Source organism: Paenibacillus sp. FSL R5-0519 (genome assembly GCF_037974275.1).
Classification (GTDB): Bacteria; Bacillota; Bacilli; order Paenibacillales; family Paenibacillaceae; genus Paenibacillus.
In genome coordinates, this window is sequence record NZ_CP150234.1 from 6,329,183 (window position 1) to 6,343,507 (window position 14,325).

Genomic DNA, 14,325 nt, shown 5'->3' on the forward strand with positions numbered 1-14,325 from the left:
GCTCCCTATCGATATTGTTGAATGAATCGAACCGCCTTGCGAATATCCTCCTCCGGCTGATTGCCTACCTCGCGTTCAATCGTCAGATAACCGGTGTAACCAATCTCCTGAAGCGCTGCAAAGTATCTGTCAAAATCAACACCACCTTCGCCCAGCGGAACCTCACGGAAGAACGTTCCGGATGAGACCATCTCAGCGATCTTATCGTGATCCATGGGCGCATAACCGACCGCACCGTATACATCTCGTGGGTCCACTTCTTTTAGCCGCACCCCATCCTTCACATGGGTATGTACGATGTAATCCTTGAGCAGATGAACGCCCCGAGCAGGATCATCTCCAGTCACCATCACCATATTTGCCGGGTCAAAATTCACCGATACCCCGTTGGTCGACAGTGTATCCAGGAATCCTTTCAAGTCAGCTGCCGTTTCCGGACCTGTCTCAATGGCAAAATATGCGCCAACACTTTTGGCGTACTGGCCCAGTTCCTCACAAGAAGCATGCAGCGTAGCGTAGACTTCCGATGAAGGGTCATGTGGAACAATGCCGATATGTGTCGTGACGATGTTGGTACCCAGATCGAGGGCCAGATCCACGATCCGCTTCGATTTCTCCACTTTCCACGGATTATCTTCCTTGACCTGAAAACCATGTCCGCCAAGATCACCAACCAGTGCTGAAATTTCGAGGCCCAATGAATCGATGTAACTCTTCAGCTCCTTGCGCGCCGCAGGTGACAAATTTTCAGGATCCATCTCTCCCTTGACGGCGTATATCTGCACACCTTCTGCACCTACGTCCTTCGCCTTGTTCAACCCTTCCCGTACACCTACGCCAAAGCTATCCACGATGACACCGATCTTATTCGTTAATTTCATGTCATACCTCCTGAAGATTACGTATTTGGATTCACTGGAACAAGTTTCACTGACTTAATTTCATACGGTTTGAATGTCAGTTCGAATGTGCCGTTCGGACAAGCCAACGGATGGATCTCATCCTCCAGCAGATTAATGACAGACGCCTTAATTTCCCTTTTAACCCATTCGACCTGTACCGTTTCTCTACCTCCTGATGACTCATAGAAACGCAGCACCGTTCCCGATCCATCTTCCGCGGGTTTGATTGCATCCAGAATGACATGCTCACTATGAAATTGAACCCAAGCGTGTTCAGACGGCAAGTGACCCGAAGACGGACTCACTGCAACAACTTCCACCGGATGATTAAGCTCCATTGCGCGGCGAACGACAGCAGCTTGTCGCCAATCTCCCTGATGTGGCAGGAACGAATATGTGAATTCATGGTTGCCCTGATCAGCATGTTCATCCGGCCATTTCGGGGCACGAAGCAGGGACAGGCGGATCGTCCGATCCTTGATGTCGTACCCATACTTGCAATCATTCAGCACACTGACACCACTATTGCCTTCCGAGATATCCGCCCAGCGATGCCCGCAGACCTCGAACTGCGCCTGCTCCCAACTGGTGTTGTTATGGGTTGGACGCTCCAATGCTCCAAACGGAATCTCATAGGCTGCTTTCGCTGCCACCAGATCCACCGGAAATGCCACCTTGAGCAGCTTATGACTCTCATTCCAGTTCACTTTCGTATGAAAATCAACACGCCGCTGGTGGTGATGCAAAATAATATCCTGGCTGATCTCCGATTGATTCAGCTTCCACACATAACGCAGCACATCTCGCGTAGCTCCGCGCTGTACAACCTCTCTGGAGACTAACTGCACCGCACCTGCCCGCTGGGATTCAAACCGCGGATCGATATCCCAGGCATCCCAGTACGTCGGTTTATCATGGAAAAACTGCCACTCATTCGCCCGATCACCGGGCTTCAGCCAGTCGCGTCCTACCGCTTTGTCATACCATCGGGTGATCTCTCCCAAGTCATTGAACTCAAGCGTGTAAAATTCAGTTTCCCATGTGGAAGGGAAGGGTTCTTCTTCCCTTCCTGGAAGGATAACATCCGGTGCCTCGCGCAGCCATATGGTTGTATACCCAAAAGCAGGAATCGATGGAACATGCACAAGCAACGTATACTTGTCTTCTTTTTGCTCCAGATCACTGGCCAGACGGTTTCCTTGACGATCGAATGCAGCCATCCCGGCGAGGTGTTCATCGCCTGTAATGGTGATATTTTCTCCACGTTCCCAGCCGAGGCTGTTAAATATAATGTAGGGAAGACCCTCCACTTCATCGGTTGCAATGTTCTCCGCAAGGATATCCAGCGTTTCTCGCAGTGTGGATGTACCGAGTGAAAATACCTTCGTGTACTCCTCGGTGGACGTTCCGTATACTTCAGGAATCGACGTTCCCGGAATAATGTCATGGAATTGGTTGAGCATGATCAGCTTCCAGCCTTCATCCAGATCATTCTTCGTGTGTGCAGCGCAAGCTCCGGCAAATTGCCCCCAGATCTCCGCTTCCCGGTACAATACCTCTGCCTTTCGATTGCTACGTTTGTTCCTCGCATGGGTCGTATAGGTTCCCCGGTGTAACTCCAGGTACAAGTCCCCGTGCCACTTTGGCAACGTCGGATGATTCAACGATATGTCTTCGAAAAAAGCGCCTGCCGTACTGAATTTGCTGATTGGCTGCCCCACCATCAAGTGGGATCGTTCCGCAAACTCCACCATCTCATTCGTCACACCGCCGCCACCATCGCCATGTCCGTAGAGCAACATCTGCTCGGGATGCACATCCTTCTGCTTGTACGATTGCCAATGTTCATGCACATCTTTGGGCCGCGTATGCTCATTCACCCCATGATTCAGATAGGCCAGCACTGAAGTACCATCAATGCCTACCCAGTCGAAGAGGTCATAAGGAAACGCGTTGGTGTCATTCCAATTCAGCTTGGTCGTCATAAAATAAGGAATATTCGCAAGCTTCAGCATCTGCGGCAAGGAAGCACAGTAGCCAAAGGTATCGGGCAGCCACTCGATGTTGGAGCGTTTGCCAAACTCCGCCTGGTAGAAGTTCTGTCCATACAGAATCTGCCGGACCAACGACTCACCACTCGGTATGTTCAGATCCGGCTCCACCCACATGCCTCCAACCAATTCCCAGCGACCTTCAGCAATGCGTGCTTTAACTCGCTCGTACAGCTCCGGGTAATGTTCTTTCACAAAGGCATACAGCTGCGGCTGGCTCTGGGAATACACAAAATCCGGATACGTGTCCATCAAGGTACACATGGTCGAGAACGTGCGACTAGACTTGCGAACCGTCTCTCGCACAGGCCACAGCCAGGCAATATCAATGTGGGATTGTCCAACCAGATGCATGAAGCCACTTCGATATTCCTCCGGGTCTTCCTGCTGCACTGACTGTACCAGTCCATGTTCAAAGTTCTGTATCCACGCTGCATCCGTCCAGCGGTCCGGATTATTGTACATCTCATCCATCACCTGGTGAATGGCCTGAACAAGTGCCATCCGCTTGGGCTCCTTCTCGTTATATGCCCGGAGTGACTCGGCGAGTACCGTCACGCTGTACATCAAGCTCTGCAATGGCTGATTGATATGAACCAGGGCTGTGCGAATGCCCTGAATAGGCGGTTGAATCACGGCTTGTCGATTGAGTGGATCATGTGGTTCCGGGATCGGATCATAGAGTTCAATCTCCAACTGCGGCGCATTGCCTACTCGACTTCTCGGAAGAGGTACGAATCCGTGATTCCGATCCAGTCCGTGATAAGGCAAGCCATTCACCTTCAGCAGCCCTTCTCCTCCAGTCTCAAAAATCAACCCAATGGCTTGATCCTGCCAACTGTCTGGAATCTCCACACATTTACTCAGAAAATACGTCGTTCCGTGTACGCTGTTCAGCGGATTCAAGCTCTGCATTGCCTTGTCCGCCTGCTCATACTCGTATTCCCCTGGCCGAATGTACCTGGCCTTCTGCATCTCCCACGTTGGCAGCTCGATCGTATCCAGCCACTGCGACCGGTTCATATCCTCAATGAATCGTTGTATTCGAATCATACCTCCACCCCCACCTTCTGAATGTGCAGACTGCAAGCGGTCCAGTCAGCCGAATTGCGGCCAACCATGAGTCTGAATTCACCTGGTTCCACAACAGACTGGAGACGGGAGTCGATCAGTGCGAGGTGCTCTTTTTGCACAGGGAATGTCACGGTCTGGGTCTGTCCTGGCTCCAGATGGATTTTACGAAAACCCTTCAACGACATTTCAGCCCGAGTGACTGAAGCCGACACATCCGTGATATACAACTGTACAACCTCATTTCCCGCAGCCGTTCCGGTATTTGTGACTTCAACCATCACTTGCGCTTCATCTTCTGGCCCGATCACTTCTGGCATTACTCTTACGTTCTCGTATTTGAATTCGGTGTAGCTCAGTCCATAGCCAAACGGATACTGCGGCGCCAGATCCATCTCCAGATACCGCTTGCCACGCGTGCGTTTGGCATGATAATAGACCGGAAGTTGCCCAACATGCTTGGGAATGGAAACCGTAAGACGGCCAGATGGATTCACATCGCCAAACAGAATATCTGCGATCGCGTTACCCCCTTCCTGTCCTGGGTACCATGCTTCCACAATGGCGTGAACATGCTCATCAATCCAAGGTTCAGCAATAGGACGGCCGTTAATATAGACCACGATAACCGCTTTCCCCAGCTTATGTACCTCCTGCACCAGCTCCAATTGAACACCCATGAGATTCAGGGAAGCCCGGTCAATGCCCTCGCCGCACTCCATATCATTCCATGGGTCATCCGTTACCACAGACGCTCCTGTCCGCAAGTCGATCGTGCCTTCACCAAAATCGCGGGCGCTGGAACCACCCATTACCATCACGATGACATCGGCCTGTTCCGCACAGGCGAGCGCTTGTGCAAAACCCTCTCTGGAATCGCCCTTAATCCGGCAACCTGGTGCGTACAATACCTGACCCGAATCCGCGCCAAGCTTGCGCGTAATGCCATCCAGTACGGTGACGATCTGTTCTCTCGGCTGTGGTGAGGTGTAGTCCCCAAGCTGGTTATAGATATGGTTCGCATTCGGACCAATGACAGCCAGCTTCGTGCCAGTTTTGGAGAGTGGCAATGTCGCCCCTTCATTTTTCAGTAAAATAATCCCCTCTTGCGCAACTTCCCTCGCCAGCCGCACATGATCTTCACATCCGATGACCTGCTCTGCAAAGTCAGGATCTACGAAAGGTTGTTCAAATAACCCGAGTCTGAATTTCATCTCCAGCACCCGCCACACAGCCAAGTCCAGATCCTTCTCTTCAATCATTCCCTGCTCCAACGCCTTACCGAGATGTTTGCGGTACATGTACCCGGACATCTCCATGTCCACACCTGCCTGAAGTGACTGTGCTACGGCCTGCTCCCCGTTCTCGGCGGTGTTATGTCCATGGACCAGCATCTGAATGGCGCCAAAATCAGTAATGACGAATCCATCAAAACCCCACTGCTCGCGCAGCAGGTCATTCAGCAGATACGTACTGGACGTACACGGTACGCCATCAATCTCGTTATAAGCGGTCATCACGGAGCAAGCCCCGGCTTCCACTGCCTTTTTGAACGGCAATAGATCTATTTCATGCAATTCACGTAATCCCATATGCACTGGTGCGGCATTGCGCCCACCCTCTGAACTGCCATAAGCCGCAAAATGCTTGAGTGTAGCTACAATCGTCTGGTTGGAATCGAGGCGGTCACCCTGTAGTCCCTTCATGGCTTCTACTGCGAATTCACCAATCAGGTATGGATCTTCGGCAAAACATTCCTCCGTCCGCCCCCATCTCGGGTCACGCACGACATCAAGCACCGGGGAATACGTTGCCGCTCCCCCCTGGCTCCGGGTCTCCACAGCGATGGCTTCACACATCTTGCGGTATAATTCCATATTCCACGTGCTGCCTACGGTTAAAGGTACCGGAAATACAGTCGCCCCAATCGCCATATGACCGTGGGAGCACTCTTCCCCGAACAGAATGGGAATGCCCAGTCGGGAATGCTCCAAGGCATACTGCTGGATGACATTCGTGGCAACGGCTCCTTGTCGTGGTGTCAGACCTGTCTCCAGCGTTACTTCAGTCCATGGATCGGCCCGAAGTACACCATACAGAGAACCGACTCCACCCTGTTCCATGTCCGCTTCGAACTCTTCCGTGACCTGTACTGTGCCATCTGCTGCCTTCACATACGTCTTCCAGCCCATCGGCTGTATGAGTTGTCCAATCTTCTCTGCCGTTGTCATCCGTCCGATCAGATCCTGAACCCGCTCCTGAATGGGAAGCGAAGCATCTTTGTAGTCCATATGCACATTCTCCTTATGCGTTCGGAATTAGTTAGGCTCGTGCACTTGCATCACATGGCCTTACGGTAGTCACTTGGCGCTACACCCACCACGTTCTTAAAAGCCCGATTGAAGGAATTATAGTTGGTATATCCGACTTCTTCACTGATTTCCTGAATGGCCTTATCGGTCTCCTGCATGAGCAATTTGGCTTTTTCGATGCGATGACTAATGAGCAGATCCACGAACTTCTCCCCAATCTCATCCTTGAAAAGCTTGCTCAGATACTTCGGATTAATATCGAATCGATCACTAAGGTAGTTCAGCGACAGATCGGGATTATTGTAATGCTCTTCGATGTATTTCCGAATCTCTAGAATATGAGATCTGTGTTTACGCGAACATTGCAGCGTCTTCATCTGCAGGGCCAGTTCCCGGAACCCTTCCCAGCACAGCTCGCGCAAATCGTTTAACGTCTCCCAACCCTCAAGCCTTGGGAGAAGCGGGGTGAATATGGCAGCCCACGAATCCTGATACTCCCGTGGAAGTTCGGCAAATTCCCGATTGTAATGTTGGAATAACAATTGGATCGTATTCATAATCTCCTGGCGGGACAAAACGGACTCACTGATTTGTTCAAACAGTCTTTCAAAATGCTTTTCCCAGACATCGTCCGATAAACGCATTGCCTGTACCAGCAGTGAGATGGTTTTCAGGAACTCATACACATCATTGGTCGAATTCGGCACATTGCTACACGGAATGATACGATTTATTCCCAGTACAGCCTTGTACTCCAGCGCGTGCACAGCTTCTTTCAATGAAGCTCTCAATCCCCGAATATCGACAGCAACTCGACCCACACCAATGGTTACGGTGAAGTTGAGATACTGATCGATTCTATCCAGATAACCAGCCAGCAATCGATGCTCCATCTCCTCGGCCTGTTCCATATCCGGCATCCAGAGGATGGCATACAGACGCTGATCGGAGATCCATTCAGCCCATACTTCCGTTCCTTCATGGCGTGCACTCTCTTGCAGAATACTGGACAACACAAATTTCAGGAGGGATTGGTCCTGATGATGATACTCCGTCGCAAATGCATCATACCGATCCATTTCAATTACCATGACGGCCCAACGATGCTCCAGCTCAGGCAGTTTGAACTTCTTCATCTCTGCTGTCAGCTCCGTGCTCGTAAAGTCTCGTGTGCCTTCCAGCAACTCCTGAAAGAACATCCTTTTCTGCAAAATCAGATTCTCTTCATGCTCCTCCTGATATTGTCTCGTCTGATCAATCATGCGTTCCAGCGTGGTATGGATGAAGCGGAATTCATTCTCTTTGCCATAGTTCAGCCCCGATTGCTTCTGCGAAGAGACCGTCTGAATCAAAGTGACAATCTGCTGAATCGGCTTATAGTTTCTACGGGTCACGTAGATCACCCATACTACCCCGATCAGCACAACCACTACCGCAAAGGCAAACCAGATATTATAAAATTGCAGCGCTAATTTGACGATTTTTCCATTATTGAGACCTGTCTGCACCTTCCAACCGCTATAACTCGACGTAAATTCAGAGAAGACTTCTCCCGACGTGGTTTTAGCAGAAGCTGTAACCCCTTCTGGCATGCTGCTGTCCCACAGATTGCCTCCCGAACGATTGAAGATGTTCACAAACGTAAATTCCGGGTCATACATCTGCATGATCGATTTCCTAAGGGTACTTAGGTCCACGTTCGTAACCACAAGTCCTTTGCCGCTTCCTACACTTCGCACAATTGTAATGACCTGCTCCGTCGGTTGCGAAGGAAAAGCCCGGAACGCTCGCGCCCCTACCCACTTCTGTTCATCCCTTGACCGGCTATCTGCAATAAAGTCTGCATCCGGGAACTCTTCAATCGGGACCGCCTTTCCGTTACTGAAGACCGTGCCATCTCCGTATCGAACGAGATAAATCGAATCAATCAGCGGATATTCTATTTTCAATTCATCAACCACCTGGACCGCCTGAATGCCGGCATACACATCATCGCTGCCAGATACCGAGAAATAATTCTTCAAGTTAGGGTTGGTCAAAATCTCACGCAGCACCTTGAAGTCAATGGATCGCAGGGAGTTATCCAAATATTGCGTGACCTGTGAGGCCAGGAATTCATTGGCCTTGAGTGCTTCTCTACGGTTCTGTTCATTGAAGACCTGAAAGAAAATAAAAAATAAAATGGTCGTCACAATAAAGAAAACAGGCAGATATGATAACAGCAAACGTCTAAACCAATTGTTGTTCATCTCCGAGATCCCCCCACCATTACTGTTCATGTTGAATGACGACAATCATCTGTGCTGATCGCTAATTTCCCATAAATATTCAGTACATTATATCGGATGACGTGGGGTTGTCATAGGAGAAGACTGTCCCGGTCACGGGTGACAGACGGGACAGTCTCTATATGGAATCCTTCAACAATTATTGATTCTTCTCAATGGCACGCTGGTAGATCTCAAGGTAATTACTCAGCCCAAGACCATCGAAGCCTTTGACATATGCATCCCATTCCTTATCAATGCTCTTGCTACCGATAATGAACTGTGCCATATTCGTCTGCACATAATCCTTGATGGCCGTAGTCAATTGTGCAGCTGATTCCGTATCCTCTGGACGGATAAACACGTTCGCAGGATATACTTCTTTTGGTGCATAGGGTTCATACACATTGGTAGCTTGAGCCAGACGTGTACCATAACCCTCTGCTTCCAAAGGGTTCTGCCCTTCGGCAAACAGATTACGGAATGTGTTGGACAAGTCATGCGCTCCGATCTGTGACCAGCTCTCATTCACAACAACGTTTGGATCACGCTCAGGCAGGTTGTAGTAACTGTATTTGGCAGGCTCGCCATTGATGTTTTTCTCATCGGCATCTGCCTTTTTCCAGCCCTTGCCTTCGGTTGGTCCATACTCCGCGTATAGCGCTCCTTCTTCACTAAACATGTAATCTACGATTTTGATGGCGGCAATCTGCTGTGCTTCTGTCGCTTTGTTCGTGATGGCGAACTCAAACTCACCTACGCTCTGTGTGGCGCCTGTCGTCTGCACGCCATCCGGTCCTTTCAATGGAGGGACGATCTCCCAGTGCTGGTGACGGGTGATGTCTTTGTCATAGGTATTCACGAGATAACTGACCAGCGCCGTTGTAATGGAGCCGACCACTTCATCACCCTCCTTGTTGCCCAATTGTCCGATGGCTTGATCGTTCTGCGTGAAGGAAGCTGGATCAATCAGGCCATCTGCATACAGCTTGTTCATGTACTCCAGCCCTTTCTTCCATCCTTCCTGATTGGCGGCAAAACTCACCTTGCCATCGTTCACGATCAGGTATTTGTCGTTGTCATTGTATATGAAACTATTCATCAGATAGGCATCAATGTTGCCATTCCATACATACTTGTTCGGTGCACCCGTAAGTGGAATCTCGTCCGCTTTCCCGTTACCGTTGGGATCCTGTGTCTTAAACGCCTTCAGAACGGTGTACAGTTCATCGGTTGTTGTTGGCATTTTCAGACCCAGATTATCGAGCCATTCTGTGTTGATCCAGTATTTCTGTGCATACGTACAGTGGTAACATTCATTGAAGATCGGCAGTGCATAGATGTTGCCATCCGGTGCCGTAATGGCTTCTTTGAAATATGGCTTCTCTTCCATAATCTTGGTCAGGTTCGGACCATACTCCTTAATCAGATCTTGTAGCGGAAGGAACACGCCCTGTTTTCCATAGGTTTGAAGGTCTGAAGTGGTGAACTTGCCGTGAAGAAACACTTCCGGATAGTCACCACTGGCCAGCAGCAATTGTCTGCGATCCTGCAAGGCGTCTGTAGGGGCCAGATCCCATTTTAGGGTAACGTCGAACTTGTCTTCGATAAATTGGGTAAATTCATTCTCTTCCATGGACGCTTTGCCTTGCGGAGCAAAGAAGGTCATGGTTACAGGACCGCCGCTCTCCCCGCTACCGTCGCTACTTCCACCCGATTCCTCGGATGAACTACATGCGGACAACAAAGCCATCGAAGCAAAGACCAGAAACAACATCGAAATCCAAGATTTTCTCAATCTGACTCCTCCTTTTTGTTCATAACGGCAAACCATTGGTTGTAGTGCACACGTATCCAATCACTCCCGGAAGCCGGCGTGTTCCTTCCACCTCCTTTCAAGAGGCAACCGGGCTTAACTCACAAGGATTAACCTTTGAGGGAACCAACCATGACTCCTTTAACAAAATGCTTCTGTACAAATGGATACATGATCAGAATGGGGATACTCGCGACAACGATCAGTGCATATTTCAACACCTGCTCAAACCCTTGATCCCGCAACTGTTGGCTGGTATTCGCAAGCATAGCCGGATCAGCCGCGTTCAGGATAAGCAGATTGCGCAGCACGTACTGGAGAGGGAACAATTTCTCAGAACGCAGGTAGATCAGTGCATCAAAGTACGCATTCCAGTGACCTACGGCATACATGAGTGTCATGACCGCCAGAATAGGCTTTGATAAAGGAAGAACCACGCTGATCAGATACCGGATATCCCGGCAACCATCCATCTCTGCGGCCTCTCCAAGCTCTTCCGGAATGGAAGATTGGAAGAACGTCCTTGCTACAATGACTTGGAACACCGCTAGCGCCCCGGGCAACCACATCGCCCAACGTGTATCCAGCAGGTGCAAGTCCTTCATCAGGAGATAGGTGGGAATCAGACCGCCATCAAAGAACATCGTGATCATCATGAAAATGATAATGGCACCTCGTCCATAGAATGACTTGCGTGACAAGGGATACGCCAGCATGACGGTCAGTGCCACGTTAATGAACGTGCCCACCACGGTGTAGATGATCGTGTTGTAGAAACCGAGCATCAGCTGTTGGCTTTTGAATATGGAGATATAAGCCTTAATGTTAAAATCGACCGGGAACAGCCACACCTGACCGGATGTGACGGCCCGTGAAGAGCTGAACGAAGAACTGATGATATACAAGAGCGGATAAAACACCGTTAGCAGTATGGCAAACAGAAAGATATAGTTAAGTGTCATAAAAATGCGGTCACCGAGCGGGTCCTTGATCCGGTTCCGATTAATCAGGTTGAACATGGATAAGCTCCTCCTTTACCACAAGCTGTTCTGGGATACTTTGCGCGATATGCCGTTGACGATAACCAGCAGAATCAGGTTGATAATGGAGTTGAATAACCCTACTGCCGAGGAGAAACTGAAATTCGCACCAATCAGACCCACCTTGTACACATACGTGGAGATGACCTCTGAAGCGCTTGTGTTGAGCGGATTCTGCATCAGGTATATTTTCTCGAAGCCCACGCCCATAATGCTGCCCAGACTCAGAATCAGCATGATAACGGTGACTGGAACGAGTGTTGGAAGGTCAATGTGCCAGATTTTCCGAAGTCTTGATGCGCCGTCCATCTTCGCTGCTTCATAGAGCGATGGATCAACACCAGCAAGAGCTGCGATATATATAATGGATGAATACCCCATGCCCTGCCACACACCTGACCAGACGTAGATTGATTTGAAGTATTCCGGAATGCCCATGAAGTTGGTCATTGGGAAGCCGAGCAGCGTGAACAGCTTGTCTACCACGCCCACATGTGGGGAGAGCATCAGAATGATAATGGATACCATAACAACGGTGGAGATAAAATGCGGAGCGTAAGTGACCATCTGCACGGTCTTCTTGAAGTAACCCGTACGAATCTCATTCAGCGCCAGCGCCAGCAGGATTGGAATGGGGAAACCCGCGATTAAGGAATAGAAACTGATGCCTATCGTGTTCTTGATCAACAGCCAGAAGTTTGGAGACTGGAAGAAGGCTTCGAAGTGTTTGAAGCCAACCCAAGGGCTTCCCCAGATTCCTTTGACTACACTGAAGTCCTTGAAGGCGATCTGGACACCCACCATAGGGATGTACTTGAAGATCAACAGATACAACACGGGAGGCAGCACGAGCAGGTAGAGCTCCCAGTGCTTCTTGAGGCTTCTGATGAATGGATGCTGCCGCTTGGGCTCCACATGTTTCCTCTGCTGGAGTTCCAACTTAGCGGGTATGCTTTCCGTAACTCGACTCATTTGCGTCACTCCTTCTACACCTCAAGTGTAATAATACATTACATTTACATCCCTTAAACATCCTTTTTCCTGATCTTATTTCCTTGTGAAACATAATCGATGTAAACATTCATATCAGGTAGCGCTTTCTTGATTTGATAGTACATCGCACGGTAAACTTTTATCAATTTGCAATTTTCTCCGACTTCTCTTTATTCCATAAACCCTTGTATAGCAAGCGATTACGACCTGTTTTGGGTGGAAATTATGTTCCTTATGTATGAATAAAAAAATCCCGGAGGTGGTTAGACCTCCCCCGGAATTGACATGGCGTTCTGTGCATGCATGTTCAAAAAATTACCGATTCAGCACCGAGAAGGGGAACACACGGGAACAATCTCTATGCGCTTGTGATCAATCTGAACGTATGTGTGATGGGTAATGCACTGGTTGTAACCGATTGTGGAAGTTCCACGAGAAGTCCGTCTTCCGTATGCTGATACGTAAGTACGTCATCGCTACCGATGAGTTCGACCCGCTCTATCTTTTCCAGATAAGGAATGACCAACTGTGGTTGTACGGTCTCATGTTCGTTTCGGTATAAACGGAAGGCATAAACGGTGTTGATCTCTTCCTTCTGCGTGAAGGCCCAATCTTTCGTAAAATAGGGCCCGCAGATCCGGGTTCCGTAGACCCCTTCTCCATGAGTACCCAGCCATTCACCGAGGCCCTTGATGCCTCGAATTGCCCCTTTGGGCAGACGCCCATCGGGTTGTGGTCCTACATTCAGCGCCAGGTTACCACCCTTGGACACCACTTCGAGTAAAATATGTGCCAGCTGTCTTCCCGTTTTGTACTGATCATCGAATCCGAAGGCAAAGGAGTTTCCCACGGTAATACAGCTCTCCCATGGAATGTTCATCGGATGTTCCGGTATGGTCTGCTCAGGGGTAACGATATTCTCATACGGCCCACCCACGGTGCGATCTGCGGACAGGAGCCACGGTTGTGTGGTCTGACGTGCCCGCTCCACAACTTCTCCAAGCCTGATATCCTGACCATGGCGGCCTTCACGCACCCAGCCGGCATCCAGCCACAGACATTCGATCCGACCGTAATTCGTCAGCAGTTCCATGATCTGCTCATGTGTGAACTCTACGAATTGCTCCCACAGCCATGGATACTTATGGGGATCATACGAGGGACCGCGCCACATATGGCGCCCACGTTCCATGCCCGGTGCCCAGTAATACGGGGTATGCCAGTCCGCTTTGGAGAAATACGCTGAGATGCCGAGTCCTTTAGCCCGAAAAGCGTCAAATAGTGATCGACAGATGTCCGCATACTTATGGGTGTGGAACGGCGTATCCTTGCCTGTAATGCGGTAATCCGTCGTCTTGGTATCCCACATGCAAAATCCGTCATGGTGCTTGGTGGTGAACAGGAAGTATTTGAACCCGTTATCTGCCGCCATCTGTGCCCATTCCTCAGGCTGGAAACGAATCGGATTGAAGGTTTTGTTTAGATCGAAATACTCCCGTTTGAAGTCTTCCATGTCATCCGTCCAGTCGATGTCATCACGCGACCAATCGCCATCCTCGTCACTCAGCGCCCAGGACTCGACGAGACCAAGCTGGGAATACGGTCCCCAATGCATCATCAGCCCCAGCTTCTGGTCCTTGAACCACTCCAGCCGTTCATTCAGCAGCGGGTCCTCCGGTCTGATCCACTCTTCCTCTTTGCTAAAATTGTGCACCCCGGCTTCGACAATCTGCTCTTCCTGCTCCAGTACGGTTTCTTTGGTTTCGCTCATCCTGATTCATCTCCTTTGGATTCGATGTCTTACGCTGAACACATAGCTTTACACTCGGCCACTACGCGGACAGAATAATCTTCCGATCGCTGTTATCCCCAG

8 protein-coding genes are annotated in these 14,325 nt (G+C 49.9%); all 8 read right to left on the reverse strand.

Features of this window, described 5'->3' with window-relative positions:
* Nucleotides 1-5 precede the first annotated feature (5 nt).
* Complete coding sequence (locus MKY73_RS28505; protein ID WP_339304788.1) at nt 6-881, reverse strand: sugar phosphate isomerase/epimerase family protein; 876 nt, start codon at nt 879-881, stop codon at nt 6-8.
* Nucleotides 882-898: 17 nt separating this feature from the next.
* Nucleotides 899-4,006: an alpha-mannosidase gene (locus MKY73_RS28510; protein ID WP_339304790.1), complete on the reverse strand. Its 3,108-nt coding sequence runs from the start codon at nt 4,004-4,006 to the stop codon at nt 899-901.
* Nucleotides 4,003-6,315: a glycoside hydrolase family 3 N-terminal domain-containing protein gene (locus MKY73_RS28515; RefSeq protein WP_339304791.1), complete on the reverse strand. Its 2,313-nt coding sequence runs from the start codon at nt 6,313-6,315 to the stop codon at nt 4,003-4,005. The genes MKY73_RS28510 and MKY73_RS28515 overlap by 4 nt, the downstream gene beginning before the upstream one ends.
* Before the next feature lie 50 nt (nt 6,316-6,365).
* Complete coding sequence (locus MKY73_RS28520; RefSeq protein WP_339304792.1) at nt 6,366-8,585, reverse strand: helix-turn-helix domain-containing protein; 2,220 nt, start codon at nt 8,583-8,585, stop codon at nt 6,366-6,368.
* Nucleotides 8,586-8,763: 178 nt separating this feature from the next.
* Entirely contained in the window at nt 8,764-10,401 is a 1,638-nt protein-coding gene (locus tag MKY73_RS28525; protein WP_339304794.1) for an ABC transporter substrate-binding protein, read from the reverse strand.
* 128 nt (nt 10,402-10,529) lie between these two features.
* Nucleotides 10,530-11,438, reverse strand: a complete 909-nt coding sequence (locus MKY73_RS28530; protein WP_339239075.1) for a carbohydrate ABC transporter permease — start codon at nt 11,436-11,438, stop codon at nt 10,530-10,532.
* 15 nt (nt 11,439-11,453) lie between these two features.
* Nucleotides 11,454-12,431, reverse strand: coding sequence for an ABC transporter permease subunit (locus MKY73_RS28535; protein WP_339304795.1), 978 nt, complete (start codon nt 12,429-12,431; stop codon nt 11,454-11,456).
* A gap of 379 nt (nt 12,432-12,810) precedes the next feature.
* The gene (locus tag MKY73_RS28540; protein ID WP_339304796.1) at nt 12,811-14,223 is read right to left on the reverse strand and encodes an alpha-L-fucosidase; all 1,413 of its coding nucleotides are present in this window, start codon (nt 14,221-14,223) and stop codon (nt 12,811-12,813) included.
* Nucleotides 14,224-14,325: the final 102 nt, after the last annotated feature.

Coding starts and splice junctions, on each gene's coding strand:
- MKY73_RS28505 (WP_339304788.1), bottom strand. CDS start 881: ATGAAATTAACGAATAAGATCGGTGTCATCGTGGATAGCTTTGGCGTA.
- MKY73_RS28510 (WP_339304790.1), bottom strand. CDS start 4,006: ATGATTCGAATACAACGATTCATTGAGGATATGAACCGGTCGCAGTGG.
- MKY73_RS28515 (WP_339304791.1), bottom strand. CDS start 6,315: ATGGACTACAAAGATGCTTCGCTTCCCATTCAGGAGCGGGTTCAGGAT.
- MKY73_RS28520 (WP_339304792.1), bottom strand. CDS start 8,585: ATGAACAACAATTGGTTTAGACGTTTGCTGTTATCATATCTGCCTGTT.
- MKY73_RS28530 (WP_339239075.1), bottom strand. CDS start 11,438: ATGTTCAACCTGATTAATCGGAACCGGATCAAGGACCCGCTCGGTGAC.
- MKY73_RS28535 (WP_339304795.1), bottom strand. CDS start 12,431: ATGAGTCGAGTTACGGAAAGCATACCCGCTAAGTTGGAACTCCAGCAG.
- MKY73_RS28540 (WP_339304796.1), bottom strand. CDS start 14,223: ATGAGCGAAACCAAAGAAACCGTACTGGAGCAGGAAGAGCAGATTGTC.